Source organism: Bacteroidota bacterium (genome assembly GCA_016706255.1).
Lineage (GTDB): Bacteria > Bacteroidota > Bacteroidia > Chitinophagales > BACL12 > UBA7236.
On the sequence record JADJJZ010000003.1, the window covers coordinates 1,372,373 to 1,393,505 of the forward strand.

Sequence of the window (21,133 nt, forward strand, 5' to 3'; positions counted from 1 at the left end):
ATTAGGTAAGCTAAATTCTAATATTACTTCACAACCGGCTTAAACAAACTCCAGTTATGCCAGGTTTTATTTTTAAATAATGGTGAAGTTATGAGCAAATAATATAACAGGGTACCAAAAACAATTCCGCATAATGAGCCAATCCACACATCAATTAAAAAATGCTGGAATAAATACACGCGGGAAATAGCAACCAACAATGCCAAAGTGAAAAATAAAACGGTATAGTTTTTCTTCCCAACAAAAAAACTCAATAATAAAAACATGGTAAATGCCGCTGCCGCATGTCCGCTCGGGAAACTGTGATTCGAATAGAGGTCTAAACCCTGCACCCAGTTTAAGTCCTGGCCGGCTAATACACGTGAAGGTCGCGGCTCGTCGTAGAAATTTTTTAACAGGGAAACAAAAAATGCGGAGGTAAATGAAACCAGACTCATGATGATGCCAAAACGCAATTTTACAAACAACAGCACAAAACAAATTATTGCAATTACAATACCATCGCCACCCCAGGTGATGTAACGAAAAAATACATCGAGGGCAGGTGTGTGGATATTATTTAATGCAAGTGATGCAGCAGTTTTTTCATTAAAGGCTAAATACAAGCCGCCTAAAACAAACCAAACCAACCAACAGGCGTAAAATGTTTTATTTTGAAGTATAATTTGTTTCATTATTTTTTACGGACAAACAATTGACGTAATTTAATAAACTGATTTGTATACCATTCACCATCGATAACAGGCGCATCATTTTTTGCTTTTATGGTGAGGAAAAAACTAAATGGTGCAATTATTAAACTCGACATCCACATGCCCCAGAATGGTGTTAATACCATTTGTTCTGCTAATTTTTCACCAACAATATTGAGTATATAATAAAAAATAAAAATAAATATCGATAATAAAACAGGTAAACCAAATCCACCTTTTCGAATAATGGAGCCTAATGGTGCACCAATAAATACAAATAATAAACAAGCTACCGATAAGGTATATTTTCGGTGTTCTTCAATAACGTGGTCGCGAATTTTTAATTCGGTATTTTTCATGCGCTGCACAACGTTGGTGCTGTATCCGGCGAGGCTGCGCGAGGTGGTTAAACTTTTTTTAATAATAGCATAGCGGTCGCTTACCGGAATTTCATCGATAAACCGTTTTGATTTTAATGTTGTAGTAAGCGGTGCAATGGAAACTGTGCTGTCGCGGCCTTCCAGATAATGCATACGCATACTTGGTTCCAGTGTGGTGCTTTGTTTGCCGATATATTTATCTAATGAATCAATTGCATTGGCAAGCTGCGTAATATTCAACATTTTGTAGTGGTTCTGATACAAATCTTCGCTGGTATGCGTCATTTGAAAACCACTTAAGTCGATAGATTTTTCCCATTCACCAAAATTCATGCGCATGTGCTCGCGCGATTTTTTATTTTTTACTTCAGGCTCTAATTCTTCGTATTGTTTGCCACTATACAGCGTAAATAATAAATTCTGATTATCGGCTGTGGTTTGCATTTTGCCTTTTTCTGCAATCAGCACATTGTCGTTGCTCTTATCTAATTCTTCGTAAATGGTTACTTCTTTAATGGTGACATTGTCTTCACTTTTACCACCGATCATAATTGAGTAGCCATCAATTTCATTATAAAATTCGTTGGGTTTAATATTGAGTGCCGGTTTTTGTTTGGTGATGTCTACCAGTGTTACCACAAATTTTAAATAAGCGGAGGGCAAAATATAATTAGAAAAGAAAAATGCGCCGATTGAAATAAATACACCAATTACTATAGTGCTGCGCATAAATGTAAACATCGAAATACCTGCACTTTTAAACGCAGCCAGTTCAAAACGTTCGCCCAGGTTGCCATAAGTCATGATGCAAGCCAGTAAAACTGCAATTGGCAGCGAAAGCGGAACCATATTGGCAGAAGCATAAAATAATAATTTGGCGATGATATACCATTCCAGTCCTTTTCCCACCAGGTCTTCAATGTATTTCCATAAAAATATCATCAGAAATATCACCAAAGCAATCACAAATGAAATTAGGAATGGTCCCAGAAACGATTTTATGATATATTTGTCAATCTTGTTCATGTATGCCCGACCAATTATTTTTTGATAACGACGAAACTCAATTTATGTTTGATGCCCAACTGTTTGAACGTAAACGAAGGGTTAATCAAAAAATTTTCGAGTTGTTCGAAATTATCCGATTGCGGCTCAAAGATAGTTCTCTGCACAAACAATTTCCTTTTCCTGAGGGAACAGATTATCAGACCGGAAAAATATCGCAGGGTGAAAACTATTTGGGCTACCCTTGGGTAATGCTCGATTTCCCCAGAGGTTTCAATAAGAATGCCATATTTGCTTTTCGCACCATGTTTTGGTATGGTCATTACTTTAGTGCGCATATGGTAATTGCGGGAGACGGACTCTCCGGCGTGCTGTCAACCGTAGCTGAAAAACTACGGCAAACACCTGATGCCGTGCAGTTCAGTTGCTACGAAGACGCGTGGTGTCATGACATCAATAAGAGTACATATAACCAAGCAAACCAATTGTCACCTGAAGCAATCAAGTTGCATGCAGCACGACATGGTTACATTAAACTGAGTATAAAAACTACGGAAACAGACACGGAAAAGCTCGCCACAGCTGTGGTTGCGCATTATGAGGCCATGTTACAATTGTTATTATGAAGCGCCGATGCGTTTAATGAGATTGTGGATTTGAGCATCCCAAAGGCGGCGTTGTGCATCCACTTCACGGTCGTCGGCAAAGTCGGTAACAAACAAAATGGTATCGTTTGTTACTTCGGTTTTATCGATGCGGAACTCAAAATATTCGTCTTTATCCTGATAATCCCAGCGGAAGCGGATATAATCGTCCTCTTCGGAGCTTAGGAGCTCGGCAGTTTCGGTTTCACCATTCCAGGTAAAATAAAAGGTATTGCCATCATTATCTACTGTATCGGCGAACCATTGTTGAAGCCCGGTAGCGGTTATGAGACAGTTGTAAAGGACCAACGGACTCGATTTTATGATGTATTCTATGGTAAATTGTTTCTTTTTCGACATGTTACTGGAAGCTACACATGGGTGCGGCTATAATGTTGCAAGTATAATATAATTTCAAAGGATACAAAATTTTTAACAAAGTTTTTTTGGGGATAGTGATAAAACCCTTGATATTGTTGAGTTTTATAATTGTACTTATAGTCATTTTTCACAAAAGTAGCTGAGCTCTGCCGCGCTTTCATTACCTTTGCAACCTGAAAAACTAACCTTTTAAACCTTACTTACATTATTATGAACAACACTTATGAATTAAAGCTTAAGGAGTGGAACATGAAAGAAAAGGCTGCAGTTGAACTCAGCAGTATTGCAACACACCTTTGGTACGACAAGTCTGTGGAGCTGATTATCTTCCGCCGCAATTTGGTTGATGCTCGTGCGAGTGAAATTTTAAATCACCATTTATATGCGCAACGTTTTTTGAACCGTCCGCTCACAATTGAAATTTCTTTGGCTTTAACCAAAGCAATTAATCAATTGGATTTAGCGCCAAGCCGCATCGATTTAGGCCGTTTGGGCAGCGAGTGGTTAAGTGAAGGAAGCAATTACAGCAGCGAACTGGAATTTGTAAAAGATAAATTACACGATTTTATTGGTCAGGACAAAATGGTGCTGAAACCAAAAGATGTTGTTTTATATGGTTTTGGCCGAATTGGTCGTATTGCTGCACGAATTATTATTAATGAAGCAGGAAAAGGTGAACAATTGCGTTTACGTGCTATTGTTACACGTTCTAATTCTGATGAGGATATTATTAAACGTGCGAGTTTATTACGCCGCGATTCTATTCACGGAAAATTCCGCGGAACCATTGTTGAAGATTTAGAAAATAAAGCGCTGATTATTAACGGACATACCGTTTATATGATTGCTGCTGATAAGCCTGAAAGTATTGACTACAATGCATTTGGAATTGATGATGCATTAATTATCGATAATACAGGTATTGCCCGCGACCGCGCTAATTTGAGCAAACATTTGGAAGCAAAAGGTGTGAGCCATGTATTATTAACTGCGCCGGGTAAAGGTGATATTCCGAATATTGTTCACGGTATTAATCATGAAATTTTTGACCCTGCAAAAGAAAAAATATTTTCTGCAGCAAGTTGTACAACAAATGCCGTTGTTCCGATTTTATATACCATGGAAAAAATGTTTGGTATTGATCACGGACATTTGGAAACAGTGCATAGTTATACCAACGATCAGAATTTGCTCGACAACTATCACAAAAAATCGCGCAGAGGTCGTTCAGCGCCAATGAACATGGTAATTACCGAAACCGGAGCTGCAGGTGCAGTTGCAAAAGTGCTTCCTGATTTAGCAGGAAAATTTACCGGCAACGCCATTCGTGTTCCAACACCGGATGTGTCGCTGGCGATTATGAATTTAAATTTGAAAAAAGAAGTTACCATTGAAGAAGTAAATAATGTGTTACGCGAAGCTGCCTCATTTGGTCAGTTGGTTGAACAAATAGATTACAGTATCAGTTTAGAAATTGTGAGCAGCGATTGTATCGGCAACAGCCATTGCGTAATTGTCGACGCACCCGCAACCATTGTTTCAAAAGATGGTAAAAATGTGGTTTTATATTGCTGGTACGACAATGAGTTTGGTTATACAAAACAGGTTGTTCGTTTATCAAAATATTTAGCCGGAGTGATTCGGTTAAGGTATTATTAATGTGCTGATGTGCTAATGTGCTGATGTGCTAATTGAACAGCCGGGTTTGGAGTGCGATTGGACTGAGGAGAGGATTAGCTGATTAGCAAATTAGCTAATTAGCAAATGGGGATTCGGAGTCCAATTGAACATTAGTAATCCTAATTCGAATTTATTTTACAATTGAGTATTAGTCCGCTGTGCGGACTAATTTTGGAAGGATGAATTTGAATGTTTGTAAAAAGTAATCATTAGCTAATTTGCTAATCAGCTAATTTGCTAATTCATATAAGTCGAAAAGTTTGAATGTTTCGAAGAAGTCACCATTAGCTAATTTGCTAATCAGCTAATCAACTAATTAAACAACTATGTTTGAAAATTTATCGGATCGTTTAGAAGGCGCGTTTAAGAGCCTTAAGGGACAGGGAAAAATTTCTGAAATTAACATTGCCACAACGGTGAAGGAAATTCGTCGTGCGTTGGTGGAGGCCGATGTTAATTATAAAATTGCCAAAGAATTTACCGATACGGTGAAAGAAAAAGCGCTTGGACAACAGGTGCTTACAGCAGTTTCGCCGGGGCAATTAATGGTTAAAATTGTGCAGGATGAATTAACGTCATTAATGGGTGGTGAGCAAACCGACATTAATATAAAGGGTTCGCCTGCAATTATTTTAATTGCCGGTTTACAAGGTTCCGGTAAAACAACATTTAGTGCGAAGCTTGCCAATTATATTAAAACCAAAACAGGAAGAAATCCGATGTTGGCTGCCTGCGATATTTATCGTCCGGCTGCGATTAATCAGTTACAGGTTTTAGGGGAGCAAATTGGTGTGCATGTTTATGCAGATGTTGAAAATAAAGATGCTGTTGATATTGCAAAAAAGGCAGTTAATTATGCCAAAATGAATAACCACAATGTTGTAATTGTGGATACTGCCGGTCGCCTCGCTGTTGATGAAGAAATGATGGATGAAATTGCGAAAATTAAAGCCGCATTAAATCCGTCGGAAACATTATTTGTTGTTGATAGTATGACCGGTCAGGATGCTGTGAATACGGCTAAAGCATTTAACGACCGATTAAATTTTGATGGTGTTGTATTAACCAAATTAGATGGTGATACACGCGGTGGTGCAGCGTTATCGATTAAGTATATAGTTCAGAAGCCGATTAAGTTTGTGAGTCGCGGCGAAAAAATGGACACGCTCGAATTGTTCTACCCTGACCGTATGGCGCAGCGTATTTTGGGTATGGGTGATATTGTGTCGTTTGTAGAAAAAGCGCAAGAGCAATTTGATCAGGAAAAGGCGGAAGAGCTGCAACGAAAAATCAGAAAAAATCAATTCGATTTCGAAGATTTTTTACAGCAGTTAAAGCAAATTAAAAAAATGGGTAACATGAAAGATTTGTTGGGCATGATTCCCGGAATCGGCAAACAAATTAAAGACATGGACATCGACGAAAAACAATTCGCAAAACTCGAAGCCATGATTTACAGCATGACACCGGAAGAGCGCAACAATCCCGACATTATGACCGGCACACGTCGCCAGCGTATAGCAGCAGGCAGCGGAAGCAGTATTCAGGATGTAAATCAGTTCATGAAACAATTTGAAGAAATGCGCAAAATGATGAAAATGATGAACAAAATGGGCGGCGGCGCCAAAGCTGCACGTGCATTAGGTGGCATGATGGGAAAACGATAAATAAATTTCATTAAAATAATTAATTGAAAGGCTGCCTTTGGGTGGCCTTTTTTAATTTACAGCATCTTTTAAAGAAAGTTGTTTTTAATTTATTGGAGCATCAACATCCCGCTTCGTATCAAAATCGTTGCCGGTGTTCTGCTACAAGTCCTCGCCCGCCTATCGTCGGACTGCGGGCTTTTCGCGACACCCCGGGCTAGAATGACTGAAAAGCTTTGATTGAAAATAAATATAAGGTATATCAATAGCTTTATACCTTCGATTAATAAATTAGTAGTATTTATTAAAAAGGTAATTAATTTTTGATAGTTTTGAATAGGTATTATAAATAACCACCTTCATGCAACACACAGTAATAAAAGGTTTTATTCAGGACTACGAACGAACCGAAAAATATGATGATAATGGTTTTAAAATTATTGTTTATCTCCTTAAAATAAATAATGAAACGTATACTTTAACAATGCCACATAAGGCTGCTATTTATTTTGATAAAGGACTGGAACTAATAATCAGGGTTAATGAAAATAATGTGGTGATAGGTATTTTATGCCCAAAAAAGAGTTTTAAATGGGGAGAAACAAGTGGCTTAAAAAATGAGGTGGATGAACAAGATTATTTTGAACTGGTTGAAGGCGAAGTAATTGAAAAAAGGAGGGAGTCGTTTATTGTAAATAGAAATACTACAGGAGCAACTACTTATTTAGATAATTCACGGACGGTTATTAATTACACTATTGTTTTAAAGGACAAAACCTTTAGAGTAGTGGATTCGATCGGCGAAAAAATTAAACCGGCAACTTTTATTGTGGCGCTTTTAAAAGAAGATGTAGGCTTTGTTGTTAAAGATGCAACAAATAATAAAATTTACGGTAAGCCAAGGCAGGATTATTTAATTGCAATACTGCTCTGGGTTGCTTTTAATGTTTACATGTTGTATATGTTCAACACCAATCGGCAAGATGTATTTGTTTCGTTTAGTTCAGTGATGTGGATTGGTAACATATTTTTTGGAATTGCATTTTTATTTTCTTTTTCGGGATTTTTGAGTAAACGGAAGTCATTGAAATTATTCAAAACGATGATAAATAATAAAAGCTAAATTTGAACTGCTTTTTATTTTGTGACAGGGTAAATCGGCTAATAACATAAAAAAAATGCCTGGAAGTATTGATAATATTGGCTACTTTGTTAAAAAATGTGACATTTTTGAAATGCCTGGTGTCAATAATTTCATCCTTTAGAGCAAATTAATTATTGTCAGCTAAAGTAAGTTTTAATTATGGATGTAATATCAAGTGCAGAACTTCGCCAAATTCTTGAAACTAATTTTGCTAAAATAAGTAGTGATTTGCATTTATTACCTGAAATTAATAATTCCAATTACAACTGTGACCCATTTATTGAAATTTGGCAAAATGGCTATTATTATATTTGTTTGGAGCGGGGAGAAGAAGTTTTCAGGAAACAAACTACTGATTTGAATGAGCTTATTTTTATGGTAATGGAAGATTTAACTTTCAAAATGGCTTGGGATTGGGCGAAATTGGAACCAAAATCGAATTCAGATTTACGAATTCCGGCATTTGCTAAACAAGTTGAATTAATGAGAACAATTAGTTTGGATTATGGAAATCGACTTAACGCCGGTTTATAAAACATTTTCAATTTTTAATTAGGCTATTAGCGTTATTAATAAATCGGTATTGCGTTTTTATACCCTTTCAAAATTAAGACTTCTCGACAGTGTCATGATTTGTATTTTGTAACACAAAAAACACAAAAGAAATCCTCGCAAAAAAACACAAAAAAATTTGAGATTAAAATAATATTGTTATTTCTTATTTATTTTTTTATCCCAAACAAAAACTCTGTGACCTCTGTGTGTATTTTCTCCGTGAACTTTGTGGTTTCGGCTGTTCATGAAAAGTTTAAATCTTGGAATTTTGTAAATTTGAATATCAAAATTATATAGAACCAATTTTTAAAGTATTAATTCTAGATATGTTTTGGAATAAAAAAAATATAAAACCGATAGGTGAATCAGTTGAAACCAATGGTAGCGGTAAAGTTGAGCACTTCCCTTTTATTGAAAGGCGATGTTGGCTATTTATCAGCTCGAAATTTAAGGAGATTTTATTCGTGCCAGTTGGTAAGGATAAAATTAGTTTTAATGAATTGGATTCAATAATCATTAAACAATGGCCTTTGAAAATCGAGGAATTGCAAGATTGTATTCAATTAACGTTAGATAAATTTGTCCAAAATGTTGAAGACCAACCTCCAACTAATGAAAATTGGTATTCATTGAAAAACAGTAAAGCTAAAACTCAACAATCTTTTAAAATAGAATATGTCCAAATTGAATTAAAAACCGATATGGAAAAGGAATACGGGCCTAAAGAAGTGGAAAGAATTTTAATTAATGCTGGCCCATTTGATAACCTTAAAACCAGGTATAAGTTGATTGGCAAATCTCATTTAATAGATACAGAAGTAGCTGAGGTTGTTGTTGAAATTTTTAATGCATGTGAAAAAATCAGGACAGATTAATCAGCTATTTAGCTTAAAGGTTTAAATTTTTCGCAAATAAAAACTTTGTGTGTTTTCGGATGTTCGATGAAAAATCTACTTTTAGTTTTATTTTTAACAATTGGAATAGTGTTTGTTATTCCCCTTTTTTCTAAAATTGACTTTTTTGAACAGCCGAAACCACAGAGCACTCAGAGAAAATACACACAAAGTTCGCGGAGAAAATGTTCGTATATTTGAATTAATCGCCATGTTGTTTCATTAAAATAAAATTAAATAATTTTCAATAAATCCCCCTGTGCTTTCTCTGTGTGTATTTTCTCCGTGATGATAGCCATCGGGATTGTGGTTTCGGCTGTTTTAAACATTGGAATTTGTAGCGCTAAGTCCCTCGAAAATGGCGTGATTATTGCTTATTGATTACTCACCTATGCTTAAAACGTACACATTAATGCTGATGCTATTATTTTCTATTAGCATCAAGTCACAAATTACTCTGGAAGGATTATTTACGGAGCCAAAACAAACTGCAGATACACTTTATTTCCCGTTTGAAGATAGCATTCAATTAATTGTAATTAATTATTACGACACATGGGAGCGGCAGGTTGCTTATAAAGAAGCTTCACAACCAAGAGGATTGTCGTGGGCTGCGCTTATGGGACCTCCACCTAAAAATATGTATTTGTTTAGGAATACGGAGGGCAAGATTGTTAAAACTTATCATGGCATTTCTGATGGTAGGGGATTAAAAGGCATGGACTATTTTAATGCCGGGTTAATTTATCTGTATGGCTTAAGGGATTTTACTGAATATCATGGAAATTTAAAATATTATGAATTAAATGAGCAGGTTGGCTTAATAAACACAAAAGGAGAAGTTGTGGTTCCGGCTGTATATGATGATATACGTAGATATCAGGACTTTGATGGTGATTGGGAAAAATTGATAATTGAAAAGGATGGTTATTTTGGATTATTGGATACTAATTTAAATGTATTATTTCCACCTATTTACAGATGCAGCAGTGACACCAATTATTATGGCTACCCGGAGCATAACATTTTGAACGACGCATTTATTAAAGTATTTAAAAATGGGAAATGTGGGCTCATAGATGAAACCGGTGTTGTGCAGATTGATTTTAAATTTGATAATATCATAATGATTCACGACACCATGTTATTAGGTTTGGTAAATAAGCAAGTAATTGATCCAAATAAATATTTTTGGCAAAATGTGCAGGGTTGTGTGGTTTTTGATAAAAACTTTAATCAAATTGCCGACCTCAATCAGTATGACCAATTGGAATATAATGGTGTTAAACGATTTATTGTTAAAAAGGATAATCTTGTCGGCGTGGTTAATCACAAAGGTGAAGTAATTATACCCATTCAATTTGATAATTTATCAACTCAAAATGGTGATTATTACGTAACAAAAGATAATAAAAGTGGTATGATCAGTTTAGAAGGAAAAGTATTAATTCCCATTGAATTTGAATGCAATATGTACTTCTATGATCCGGCAATATATGTCACTAAAAACGGATTAATTGGCGTGTATAGTGATAAATATCAATTAATAGCAGAACCGCAGTACAAACAACGTTACTGGGAGATGGGAAAATTTATGCTCATACGTGCAGATGGATCCAAAGGATTCGTATTACATGAAAAGGTAGGCACCTATTACCAATCGCCGGAAGGGGAGGTGATTAAGTTTGATTGAATGAAAGCTAAGGCGGTTGAGGTTAAGGCTGTTTTGCAAAAAATGAATATATTTATGTAATTATAAAACTTCAACCTGAAAATGGGTTGTCGTGATACATTCAATTTTATTTAAATGAAAATAGCCGGATATGTCTTTATACTTTTAATTTTCGCTGCTTGTAATAATAAAAGCACTTCTGTTAAATCAGCAAGCAAAATTGATTCTTTAGCCGACGAGAATATTGTTGAAGTATCTCGTGATAATCCTGATTTATATCTGCACAATGAAAAAAAATTTAGTGATTCTTCAGGTTTAAAAATTACCATTCAAAATAGTTTACCTAAAGGTGGTCCATATTATAACCCGAATGGAGCTCGATTTGGATGCGTGGTATTTTGGTCGCGTTTTATTAATGAAAGTGCAAAACCAATTGAAATAACAATTAATTTTCCGGCTGATTCGTTTATGGTATTTAATTCGACTGATGCCTATTTAAAATTATTACTGCCAACAGATACAATGTCGTCAGAAAAAGCGGGACTATACAATTATGGCGCTACCGGATTACAGACATTTTTAGAAGCAAATTTTCATAAAGCCACAGGTTTGCAACAAATTATACAACCCGGTGATGATTTTATTTTTTATACAACTGCGCTTTCATATAAAGAAGGAGGAGTTGTTCGGTCGGGCTTTGAAATAGTTAATCATGATGTTATTTATTCTATTAGTATTACTCCGCACTTTGAAAATTTTAAAGTGAATTGTGGGGAAATAAACTTTATAGAATGAGCTATTTATATCACTAAATGAAAAGAAAACACCGACTTAATTTATTCATTTTGTGACTGATTTGCCAATTATTTGTATATACATGAATTAATTGTATTTTTAATTTTTAGAATATACCCTTGATTTAACCCTTTTACTACCTAAATACAGCAAATGAATTTCATACACATTAAATCCCAGTGGTTTTCAGCCATATTTTTATGCCGACTTACCTTTATTGTCCTGTACAGCATCGCGCTTACTTTCCTGATTGATGGATGTACACCTAATTCGCTTAACCCTCATACAGGGGAGACAGCTGGTGATAAAGAATTGCCACCCTGGGATACAACTGAAAAATATTTGTTGGGTATAAGAGCTAATGATCCTGTTAACAGAAACTTACGCATGGATTGGTTTGTAGAAGATTATGGAGATGAGTGGAGTTTGTTAATGCCAACGAAACAAAATTTAGGAGGAGTGCTAAAACGTTACAGCACGAATGATGCAATTGCCAAAATTCCCAGTTATGAACGTGATTTAGCATTTAACATTCAACCTTTTACTCCATTCAAATTTTTATATGACGTAGCTGTAAATAATAATGATATTCATTCAGATTCTTCAGTTTGGGAGACAAAAGAAGGTGAAGACAGAACTTATTTTAAAACTATTCATTGCGAAATTACGCCGCAATTCACCAAATATCTATACTATGGGTCAATTATTTCAGAAAGTAATCCGGGTTTTTTTTATGACAACCCCTGGTTTGGTTTAACAGGCAATTATGATTACGGCATTCCCAAAAGTATTGGATTAGATGATACAATTTGTACTTATGGGCCTTTTGTTAGTGATGATATTGAAGATGAACATCATGCCTGTCGTCCTGAAATACATCCTGCTCAACAAATATGGTTTAAAGATAAATTAATCACGGACCATAAAGCGTATTGGCTTTTCTTTTTTCAGGATCAATCGGATCGATTTTGGGATACTGATGATGTTTATTACATTCTAAGTGAGGATTTGCCTAGTTATATTAGACAAAAAGTTCCTGCGGATAGTCAAAACGTATTTAGACCCTGGGCTAAATCACCTGTATATGGACAGTATCAAATTTTGTTTCATATTAAACCACAAAACCAGGTTCTAAATCCAAGTCAACCGATGATAATAAATTTATCCGTTGCTCAGGAACGAGAGGTAGTAACTGCTGAATTTCCAACTATGGTTGCAGATGTAAATGAAGGATTTGTTCATTCTTATTATGTAGGTGGGGAAGAATTAGTAAGGGTAACTGAACCTGAGCAAAATGATAATGACATGGGCATTCAGTTTGTTGAAGTAACAAAGTTATCAGATGGCAGTTATGTTGGATTTGTTCAAATTTCAATGGTGTTAGGTGATGGTGATGATGATACAGGTACTGATAATTTATCTGGGAATGGTGCAGGGTATATTGTTTTACATGCTGATATTTATCCATATCATATTACACAAGCCAATGATTTGAGAAATACCTTAAATACTAACCAATAATATTGATAAAATTTGTTGCCTTGATGTAAAATTAAATATTAAAAAAAATGAATTACAAAGGCGGGCTTATAAAATTTTGCTGCAGCAAATAAATTGCATTAATGGAAACTGTGTGCCTGATACGGAATTAGAATTAGCCTTTCAGCATGGAATTCGAAAAATCAACATAAATACATAGTAGCAGAAAACAAAGTGTTTTCATTGAATAAAATATTTTTATTTTGATGGGCAATAATACGTGTTTAGCCAAATGGTGATCACGAAGTTACTAAAATATTGTTAATTATGAAGGTATACAATTAAAGTGGTTTTGTAGCCATTCATTTAAAATTTAAATTTGACTTTTAGTAGATAAGGGCTATTTTCACGTTATTATTATATAAATCTTATCTCGGCTATGAAATATTTCCCCTATGAAAAGGTCATATTTAAAACATCGTTGTCTGAACCGGTAATATTAAACCGGCTTACAGAAGGTATACGGGCGGAAAATTACTACCAAATCAGGACTTTTAAATGGAAAATGGCGAATCCCCAAGATGGTAATGAATATGGTAATGGCTTTAAAATTTGGAGACTTACTTTCCGAAAGTCTAATTTGTTGCGCATATATACCGGTATAATTGAACATTCTTATAATGGTATATTAATTACGGTGAAAATGCAAATAACTATTTTTGGAATAATTTCGTACATAATTAGTATGGCAGTAGCCTTAGTTTCACTGGTGTTGTTTTTAATTGAGCTGATAGCTGATTCTGAATTTAGTTGGTTTTACTTCACTTTCTTTATACTTTTAGTTTTGCGGCATATTTATTATATGTCTGATTTTAATAATACAAGCAAAATATTTAAGCAGGAAATTTCAGAATTATTAGATGCGGATATTGTAGATGGCCATTAAAATTAAATCCTTCTAATTTATTACCAACATAAGTTTACTTATTTCATATCAACGATAAAGTTCACCTAGCCCGGGGTGCAGCGGAAAGCCCGCAGGAGCCGCAACGCAGTGTAGGCGACGAGGACTTGCAGCGGAGCACCGGCAAGATAATGACCAACGAAGCGCGATGTTGCTGCTCCAATTTATTTTATTACAAATTTTTATGATTAGTATTTGGTAAATCTTGCTTACATTTAACCAAAATAATTTATGAAAATTATAATTACCGGTGCTACGGGTATGGTTGGTGAAGGTGTGTTGATGGTTTGTTTGCAGCATCCTGATGTTACACAAGTTTTGTCGGTGAGCAGAAAACCGCAAGCACATAAACATGCCAAATTAAAAGAATTAATTGTCCGCGATTTTTCAGAATTGGAAAAATACAAAACAGAATTACAGTCTTACGACGGTTGTTTATTTTGTGCAGGTGTGAGTTCGATTGGCGAAACGGAAGCAACTTTTACGAAAAAGACATTTGATTTTGTGTTGCCATTCGGCAAATTATTATCGGAAATAAATCCTCAACTTACTTTCATTTATGTATCGGGCAGCGGAACCGACAGCAGTGAACAAGGAAAAGTGATGTGGGCAAGGGTTAAAGGCAGAACGGAAAATGCGTTGAGCAAATTACCATTTAAAGGCGTATATCATTTCAGACCAGGATTGATGAAGCGGTTGCGGACAAAAAAATGTAAAACCGATATTCCGCGTTGTAACCACCTTATACCCTTTGGTTAAAGTGCTTGCGCCGAAATGGTCCTGCACGCTGGATCAAGTTGGAAAGGCTATGTTACACTGCGTTGAAAAGGGTTATGCTAAGGGAATTTTGGAAGTGGCGGATATTAAAAAAATAGGTGGGTAGAACATTGCAAATAAAATTAATGTTTCATTTGCAATAAATTACCAGCCACTTTTTACGGGTAGAATATATTGCATTGCTACAGGCTTACCATTTTTTGTTGCTGGAATTAATGGAGAGATAGAAATTAATATTTCATTGAGTTCCAGAATATAATAGGGATAGATTTTAAAATTTTCGTTTCCAAAATACTGTTGCACATTGATAATTTTTCCTTTACTAGTTACTGTAAATTGAATACTTCTAACATAAGTCATTGGTTCGCTTAAATACCCACCTGTGCGTTCTAATATTAGCGTATCTGGCAATGTTCCGTTAATTCCTGATTGTGGTAAAGTGGTTACCTGGTCTGCACTATAAATTTTTTCATTACAATGTGTATAATAATAATTGTTAGTGTAATAATAATAGTTTTTTTCGTATAATATTTCCGGATAAGTTGTTGTATAAAGTGTATCGCCCGTTGCTTTATATTGATGATAAAATAAACCTGTATGTTGAAATGGAATTAAGGTTGAAACTTTGCCTGTGGTTATATATTTCGCTGTTGAAGTTTTAACCGCAAAATTTCCATCTTTTAATGAACGAAATTTCCAGTAGGTACTATCACCTTGATTTATAATTAATAAACTATCTCCTTGAATGAAATATTCATAAGTTTTTTGAAATTTAAGGGTATCATGAAAATAAGTATATTCTATTTTAACATGATTCGGATTATATCGAATGTCTGTTCTGCCGTATTTAACTATTGATGCAAAATGTTTATCATAATTTGGGAACTGCAATAAACTGTAGGTTGGTGCTTTGCTTACCATTACCGTATCCTGAGCTGCAACTGCCAAATGCAGGAATATTAAAATGCAGGTAACGATTTTATACATTTCGGTTAAAATAACGGAATTGAAGTGGCTTCAATTTTGCTGGCTTGCTATTAAAATGCTAATTTAATAATTATAACTGTTAATTTAACCCACTTTTGTATTTAAGCTTTGATGAAATGCACAGGTGAAGCATCAATCCGGACTTGCCCAACATTTCATAAATAAATTAAGAAATGCGTTCCCATTTAATATTCATGGTATAACTTCCTTTTTTCTTACCTATTGATCTGGAAATATCAATATTTAAAGTGCGCACTACAAATTCGCCGGTTTGAAGTGTTACAGGATTTAAATCAAAAACGAAGCTGTCGTTAATTAATTCGGATGATTCTCCTTGTAAAAAAAGCGTAATACCACCACCAACCACGAGCACCACAAGTGAACCTATCATAGCAACCAATGCACCGGTCATTAAACCGGCTGCAATTGGCATGGCGCCACCGGTTGCAGCCATACCAATAGCGATACCCATTGTAGTTAGGCCTAAAACACTTAGTGTGCCAGCCATTATGGCGCAGGTATTAAAAGCGTCAACTATTTTTTCCTGATCGGCAAAAATATCTTTATCGATTAGTGCAAAGGTGCCTAATAAAGTTTGAGGGAAAAATCCTGCATTGTTTAGATTTACTTCTGCCAATTGACCTTTTGTGCCTAACGGAATGGTATCACCATTTTTCATTTTACCAATATCGATGGTATCAATAATTGTTGTATTGCCGAGGGCATCTGTAAATAACCCGTTGAGTAAAATTTCATCTTTTTTTAATTCAACAGTCTGAACACAATGAATACTTTCAACAGATAATCGGATGATGCGTGGAGCAGCAACAACAGGTTCTGGGGTTATTGATGTTTTTTTATTGATTACCCGTTTATTTAAAACTTTTTTGCAATCACATCATTTTCTGCTGTAGTAAATTTCAAATGTTCAGGAAAGGGCATTTTTAGAATTTGTGCTGCAACAGGCTCATTTATTTTAAAGTCCACCTGTGCCAGATCGCCATATTTAGCTTCGCGTGCAGATGGAGTAGCAGGCATTTTAATCATAGCTTCTACTGCTGCTATAAACTTTTGTTGACCCGATTTTGGTAATTTTTTATAGTGATTGAATAATACATATTCAATTGCATTTTTATCGGTTGTCATTGGGTAAGTGGCTGCATTACCGGCATGTGCAAGCATTTTTGCCATTGATAAATGAGCGATATGTTCTATACGTTGAACTACCAAATTGTATTTTGGTTGTGCAATACTGAAATCGAATTTTTTCATAATTGTATATTTAATTACGGCTTAAAGGTAGCGTGCACTGGCTGATTTTACCTAAGGAAATGGTAAAATCACATCATGATGTGATAGGGGTTAAATGGCGCCTGTATTCAAGTTTTGTTCCATTATGGAGTTATTAAATCATATACTTTATATGCTAATTTATGCCGAGCCAGAATTATACAACGTTACATTATTTAATGATGTTTTTTTTTAATTTACATCGCTTTAAACAAGAATGCTAAACCCAATGCTGTGAAATTTACGCACTTTCGTATCTTAGCATTACATGCTTAAATCGGGTGTCAAATATTGGTTGATATTTATTGTTGGCTTAATGGCTTATAATCCGTTAAGTGCCCAACAATTTCCTGATTTCCATTTCGAAAACATTAGTACTGCTGATGGCCTGAGTGATAATACGATTACCTGTTTGTTTCAGGATAACAAGGGGTTTTTATGGATTGGAACCGGAAATGGATTAAACAGATATGATGGTAATATTGTAACTACTTACTTTTATGAAGAAGGGAATGCCAATTCCATGGGAGGAAATTTTATTTCAGGGATCATTCAGGATGATGCCGGAGTATTTTGGATTGGCACGCGTGATGGTGGTATTACGCGATTGGATTTGAATGCGCCTTTAGCTAAACAATTTAAACGATTCAGTAATATTCCGGGTGACTCGACTACCATGTTTTCAAATCGTATTACAACCTTAGCGGAATTAAATTCGGATTATATTGTATTTAGTGCTGAAGGTATTTCCACCGGTTTTATAAATAGGAAAACGTTTGAAATTTCCTACCATGAAAGTAAAAATAAATCAGTTGCATTAATAGATACAAAAATTACAAAACCTAAACCGGATGGAAACAGTTGGATGCAACTAATAAAACGTGATGGCAATACAATTTACTTATCCGGGCTTATTGGTGGAACAGTTTATGCGTTTGATGCCAACAACCCTGTTGTACCCGCAAACCACACAGATGGCAGTGCTTCCAGCATTCAGAATTTCGATGTTGATGGTGATACTATTTGGGTGGGTGGATGGAAACATGGTTTATTTATGCAGGAAAATCCTTTGGACAATCCGAATGATAAACCACTTGCTCTTAAAAAAGTGGTGCCTATTGAAGCAGAAGTTTTATCCGTTTTATCGTGGGATAAAAATTTTGTGCTTGCCGGTTCCAAAGGGATTGGATTATACGTGGTGAATAAAAAAACATTTGAATATAAAGTAATTCAACACGACAGAGCAGATGCGTTTAGTTTGGCCGGAAATAAAATTAATTGTTTATTAAAAGACAGCAATGGAATTTTATGGGTGGGAACTTCTGCCGGATTAAGTAAATATAATACTATTCAATGGCAATTTAATGCTACGTTAATTAAAGATGATTTCACTAAAGAAATAACCCATTTTTCGATATTTGAATTTAACGATCATACGTTTGGGATAAATACCGGAATGGGTTTGTTTAGATATTATCCTGAAAATCAGACGTTCACGCAACACCATTTTAATTTTTACGGCGTAGAAATAAATCCAACTGCCATTGTTGCTATTTCAGAGGATAAACATTATTTAACTACTGAAACGAACACGTTTTTAATCGATTTAAAAACGTTGCAAATTAAGGAAATATCTCCCAAGACGGTATGTAATCCTGTGCTTGATACATGTTATAGAACTAAGGATATTTTGTTTGGGAATTACCAAGTTTATGATGTTTTGTTTGATACTTTGGATAACCACATTTTGCACTTTTTTACTACTATTGGTTCTGGAATAGGCATATATGATGCTACAGATGATGCTTATTATAACCTGTTCCAATACACCAACAAGCCGAATAGTATATCCAATAACTTTGTCCGAAATATTTATCGCGATTCAAAAGGAAATATTTGGGTGTCAACTTCGGAGGGATTAAATAAATGGAATAAATCGTTTCCCATTAAAAATGATTTCACCATATATAAACACAGTATTACTGATGTTAATTCAATTTCGCATAATAATATTTCCGCAGTTTGGGAAGCACCGGATGGCATTTTATGGATTGCCACATCTAATGGTTTAAATGCTTTTGACGGGCAAAAATTTACACGTTATTATAACACGGTAAATGGCCAGCAACAAATGTTTGGATTGTATCCGGATAATAAAGGGAACCTGTGGTTACCCATAAAAGGTGGCTTTTTAGTTTTTAATTTACAAAATAGAAATTTCCGTTTTGTGCCACTCATTTATTCGGGTTGGTCGCTGCGTTCACCGGCCAAATTATTACAAAGTAAATCCGGCAACTGGATGTATGGGGCAGGTAATTATTTGATTTCCTTTAATCCTGACAAATACATTTTTGAAACCAAGTTTCCTGAATTGTATATTACGGATATGCTGGTTTCGGATAAGTTAATTGATAAAAGCGGTAATTATGCGAACCTTGTTTTTAAACATGATGAAAATTTTGTCACCATCAATTTTTCCAGCTTACAACTGTCACAACCAAAAACAGTAAAATACCGTTACCAATTAGCTGGGTTAACAGAAAACTGGACAGATTTGGGGAAAAATGGTGTCATTCGATTTACCAGTCTTCCACCGGGAAATTATACGCTATATATTCAGGTTACTAATCCGCAGGGCGACTGGAGTGGAAGCAGTAGCATGTTATCTTTTGAAATTTTAAAACCTTATTGGCAAACGTGGTGGTTTTATTTATTGTGTATCATATCACTAATAGGTATTACATATTTAATTATCCGTTATCGCGAGCAGCAATTAAAAAATGTATTAAGTATGCGAAATAAAATTGCGAACGATTTACATGATGACGTGGGAAGTGCTTTAAGTACAATTAATTTATACAGTGAGGTAGCTAAAAATAAATCAGGAACGAATAAGGAGCTTGAACCAATTTTGGATAAAATTACCGGCATCAGTACTGAAATGCAGGAAAACATGACGCATATTGTTTGGAGTTTGCAGCCAAGGAACGACAATTTTGATCAAATGTTATTGCGGATAAAATCGTATGCTTTGGAAAACTTGTCGGTAAAAAATATTGAAATATATTTTGATATTGATGAAAAATTGAATGGTATTAAAATTGCTGCAAATAAACGCAAGGAGTTATTTTTAATTTACAAGGAAGTATTAAATAATATACAAAAGTACGCCTGCGCAACACAAGTGCACATTCAGTTTAAACGCGCAAGCAATGACTTGCGCATGGAAATTCGGGATAATGGCGTTGGGTTTGATATAAATGCGCTAAACGATGGTAACGGTATGTTCACTATGCGTGAACGCGCAGCTGCATTAAATGGAATCTTTGATATGTCTTCTGAACCCGGAACTGGGACAACCGTTGTGTTTACCTTCAAATTTTGAACCTACTAATATTAGTAGGTAGTTAATCAACTTAATTGGATAATTTTGATTAGAATTTATGCCCATTCGTGTTGCCATATTCGATGATAATGCCACCAGAAGAGATGGGGTTAGGTTATTATTGGACACTTCAGAGGGGTTTTTATGCGCAGGCGCTTTTGAAAATTTTAACAATGGTATTTCAGACATACTTTCCTGCAATCCCGATGTTATTATAATGGATATCGATATGCCCGGTATTAATGGTATTGAAGCGGTGCGTATGATTAAAACGAATTACCCGCAATTGCCGGTAATGATGCAAACTGTTTTTGACCACGATGACAAGGTTTTTGACAGCATTTTGGCAGGCGCTTCGGGGTATTTGCTCAAAAAGGCAGCACCTTTAAAATTGCTGGAGGCCATACGCGAAATTCAGGAAGGTGGTGCACCAATGACCCCTGAAATCGCAGTAAAAGTATTGCATTTTTTCAGAAATAAAGAACAGCAAAAGGTGACGAACGATATGCTGCTTACTGAAAAAGAAAAAGAAGTATTATCTGACCTTGTTGCGGGTTTAAGTTATAAAATGATTGCTTCAAAACAAGCTATCAGCTATCATACCGTTAATTTCCATATTCGGAATATCTACAAAAAGATGCATGTAAACAGTGTTGGTGAAGCTGTTGCGAAAGCGTTAAAAGAAAAGATGATCTGACTTATTTTTCCTACTACTATTCGCTGTTTTACAGGCAGGGCTTTGCACTTAATTTTGAGTTTCTCAA

General features: G+C 35.2%; 18 protein-coding genes and 1 pseudogene. 13 read left to right on the top strand and 6 right to left on the bottom strand.

Going from position 1 to position 21,133, the window contains the following annotated elements; translation table 11 throughout:
* Positions 1-23: 23 nt before the first annotated feature.
* Positions 24-674, bottom strand: coding sequence for a phosphatase PAP2 family protein (locus tag IPI65_07825; protein MBK7441425.1), 651 nt, complete (start codon positions 672-674; stop codon positions 24-26).
* Positions 674-2,098 (bottom strand): LptF/LptG family permease, encoded by a 1,425-nt coding sequence (locus tag IPI65_07830; GenBank protein ID MBK7441426.1) that lies wholly within the window; start codon positions 2,096-2,098, stop codon positions 674-676. The genes IPI65_07825 and IPI65_07830 overlap by 1 nt, the downstream gene beginning before the upstream one ends.
* Positions 2,099-2,100: 2 nt before the next feature.
* On the opposite strand from IPI65_07830, the gene IPI65_07835 reads away from it, so the two are divergent.
* On the top strand, positions 2,101-2,703 hold the full coding sequence (locus tag IPI65_07835; GenBank protein ID MBK7441427.1) for a hypothetical protein: 603 nt from the start codon (positions 2,101-2,103) through the stop codon (positions 2,701-2,703).
* Here the strand turns inward: IPI65_07835 and IPI65_07840 are convergent.
* A complete protein-coding gene (locus IPI65_07840) occupies positions 2,698-3,081 on the bottom strand; it encodes an ATPase (protein ID MBK7441428.1) in 384 nt (127 codons plus the stop codon). The genes IPI65_07835 and IPI65_07840 overlap by 6 nt on opposite strands.
* Before the next feature lie 231 nt (positions 3,082-3,312).
* Here IPI65_07840 and IPI65_07845 point away from each other — a divergent pair, with 231 nt between their 5' ends.
* The 10 genes and pseudogenes from IPI65_07845 to IPI65_07890 all read left to right on the top strand — a co-directional run bounded on the left by IPI65_07845 (position 3,313) and on the right by IPI65_07890 (position 14,813).
* Positions 3,313-4,761 (top strand): glyceraldehyde-3-phosphate dehydrogenase, encoded by a 1,449-nt coding sequence (locus IPI65_07845; protein ID MBK7441429.1) that lies wholly within the window; start codon positions 3,313-3,315, stop codon positions 4,759-4,761.
* Between the two features lie 347 nt (positions 4,762-5,108).
* Positions 5,109-6,449 (top strand): signal recognition particle protein, encoded by a 1,341-nt coding sequence (gene ffh / locus IPI65_07850; GenBank protein MBK7441430.1) that lies wholly within the window; start codon positions 5,109-5,111, stop codon positions 6,447-6,449.
* 340 nt (positions 6,450-6,789) lie between these two features.
* The gene (locus IPI65_07855; GenBank protein MBK7441431.1) at positions 6,790-7,551 is read left to right on the top strand and encodes a hypothetical protein; all 762 of its coding nucleotides are present in this window, start codon (positions 6,790-6,792) and stop codon (positions 7,549-7,551) included.
* 180 nt (positions 7,552-7,731) lie between these two features.
* Positions 7,732-8,106, top strand: coding sequence for a hypothetical protein (locus IPI65_07860; protein ID MBK7441432.1), 375 nt, complete (start codon positions 7,732-7,734; stop codon positions 8,104-8,106).
* Between the two features lie 281 nt (positions 8,107-8,387).
* Complete coding sequence (locus tag IPI65_07865; protein ID MBK7441433.1) at positions 8,388-9,002, top strand: hypothetical protein; 615 nt, start codon at positions 8,388-8,390, stop codon at positions 9,000-9,002.
* 409 nt (positions 9,003-9,411) lie between these two features.
* Complete coding sequence (locus IPI65_07870; GenBank protein MBK7441434.1) at positions 9,412-10,713, top strand: WG repeat-containing protein; 1,302 nt, start codon at positions 9,412-9,414, stop codon at positions 10,711-10,713.
* Between the two features lie 114 nt (positions 10,714-10,827).
* A complete protein-coding gene (locus IPI65_07875; GenBank protein ID MBK7441435.1) occupies positions 10,828-11,487 on the top strand; it encodes a hypothetical protein in 660 nt (219 codons plus the stop codon).
* 153 nt (positions 11,488-11,640) lie between these two features.
* Positions 11,641-13,008 carry a hypothetical protein gene (locus tag IPI65_07880; protein ID MBK7441436.1) on the top strand — a complete coding sequence of 456 codons (1,368 nt, stop codon included), beginning with the start codon at positions 11,641-11,643 and terminating at the stop codon, positions 13,006-13,008.
* A 397-nt stretch (positions 13,009-13,405) separates the two neighbouring features.
* The gene (locus tag IPI65_07885) at positions 13,406-13,912 is read left to right on the top strand and encodes a hypothetical protein (protein ID MBK7441437.1); all 507 of its coding nucleotides are present in this window, start codon (positions 13,406-13,408) and stop codon (positions 13,910-13,912) included.
* A 249-nt stretch (positions 13,913-14,161) separates the two neighbouring features.
* A pseudogene (locus IPI65_07890) lies at positions 14,162-14,813 on the top strand (NAD-dependent epimerase/dehydratase family protein).
* Between the two features lie 38 nt (positions 14,814-14,851).
* On the opposite strand, the gene IPI65_07895 reads toward IPI65_07890, so the two are convergent.
* From IPI65_07895 to IPI65_07905, 3 genes are all read right to left on the bottom strand, one after another.
* Complete coding sequence (locus IPI65_07895) at positions 14,852-15,694, bottom strand: hypothetical protein (GenBank protein ID MBK7441438.1); 843 nt, start codon at positions 15,692-15,694, stop codon at positions 14,852-14,854.
* Between the two features lie 166 nt (positions 15,695-15,860).
* Positions 15,861-16,373, bottom strand: a complete 513-nt coding sequence (locus IPI65_07900) for a hypothetical protein (GenBank protein MBK7441439.1) — start codon at positions 16,371-16,373, stop codon at positions 15,861-15,863.
* Between the two features lie 197 nt (positions 16,374-16,570).
* A complete protein-coding gene (locus IPI65_07905; GenBank protein MBK7441440.1) occupies positions 16,571-16,966 on the bottom strand; it encodes a hypothetical protein in 396 nt (131 codons plus the stop codon).
* Between the two features lie 286 nt (positions 16,967-17,252).
* Between IPI65_07905 and IPI65_07910 the strand changes: the two genes are divergently transcribed.
* Complete coding sequence (locus IPI65_07910) at positions 17,253-20,369, top strand: hypothetical protein (GenBank protein ID MBK7441441.1); 3,117 nt, start codon at positions 17,253-17,255, stop codon at positions 20,367-20,369.
* A gap of 58 nt (positions 20,370-20,427) precedes the next feature.
* On the top strand, positions 20,428-21,066 hold the full coding sequence (locus IPI65_07915; GenBank protein MBK7441442.1) for a response regulator transcription factor: 639 nt from the start codon (positions 20,428-20,430) through the stop codon (positions 21,064-21,066).
* Positions 21,067-21,133: the final 67 nt, after the last annotated feature.

What these genes read in the sequence shown, in the direction of transcription:
- IPI65_07825 (MBK7441425.1), bottom strand. Translation starts at nt 674, where the DNA reads ATGAAACAAATTATACTTCAAAATAAAACATTTTACGCCTGTTGGTTG.
- IPI65_07830 (MBK7441426.1), bottom strand. Translation starts at nt 2,098, where the DNA reads ATGAACAAGATTGACAAATATATCATAAAATCGTTTCTGGGACCATTC.
- IPI65_07835 (MBK7441427.1), top strand. Translation starts at nt 2,101, where the DNA reads ATGCCCGACCAATTATTTTTTGATAACGACGAAACTCAATTTATGTTT.
- IPI65_07840 (MBK7441428.1), bottom strand. Translation starts at nt 3,081, where the DNA reads ATGTCGAAAAAGAAACAATTTACCATAGAATACATCATAAAATCGAGT.
- IPI65_07845 (MBK7441429.1), top strand. Translation starts at nt 3,313, where the DNA reads ATGAACAACACTTATGAATTAAAGCTTAAGGAGTGGAACATGAAAGAA.
- ffh (MBK7441430.1), top strand. Translation starts at nt 5,109, where the DNA reads ATGTTTGAAAATTTATCGGATCGTTTAGAAGGCGCGTTTAAGAGCCTT.
- IPI65_07855 (MBK7441431.1), top strand. Translation starts at nt 6,790, where the DNA reads ATGCAACACACAGTAATAAAAGGTTTTATTCAGGACTACGAACGAACC.
- IPI65_07860 (MBK7441432.1), top strand. Translation starts at nt 7,732, where the DNA reads ATGGATGTAATATCAAGTGCAGAACTTCGCCAAATTCTTGAAACTAAT.
- IPI65_07870 (MBK7441434.1), top strand. Translation starts at nt 9,412, where the DNA reads ATGCTTAAAACGTACACATTAATGCTGATGCTATTATTTTCTATTAGC.
- IPI65_07875 (MBK7441435.1), top strand. Translation starts at nt 10,828, where the DNA reads ATGAAAATAGCCGGATATGTCTTTATACTTTTAATTTTCGCTGCTTGT.
- IPI65_07880 (MBK7441436.1), top strand. Translation starts at nt 11,641, where the DNA reads ATGAATTTCATACACATTAAATCCCAGTGGTTTTCAGCCATATTTTTA.
- IPI65_07885 (MBK7441437.1), top strand. Translation starts at nt 13,406, where the DNA reads ATGAAATATTTCCCCTATGAAAAGGTCATATTTAAAACATCGTTGTCT.
- IPI65_07895 (MBK7441438.1), bottom strand. Translation starts at nt 15,694, where the DNA reads ATGTATAAAATCGTTACCTGCATTTTAATATTCCTGCATTTGGCAGTT.
- IPI65_07900 (MBK7441439.1), bottom strand. Translation starts at nt 16,373, where the DNA reads ATGAAAAATGGTGATACCATTCCGTTAGGCACAAAAGGTCAATTGGCA.
- IPI65_07905 (MBK7441440.1), bottom strand. Translation starts at nt 16,966, where the DNA reads ATGAAAAAATTCGATTTCAGTATTGCACAACCAAAATACAATTTGGTA.
- IPI65_07910 (MBK7441441.1), top strand. Translation starts at nt 17,253, where the DNA reads ATGCTTAAATCGGGTGTCAAATATTGGTTGATATTTATTGTTGGCTTA.
- IPI65_07915 (MBK7441442.1), top strand. Translation starts at nt 20,428, where the DNA reads ATGCCCATTCGTGTTGCCATATTCGATGATAATGCCACCAGAAGAGAT.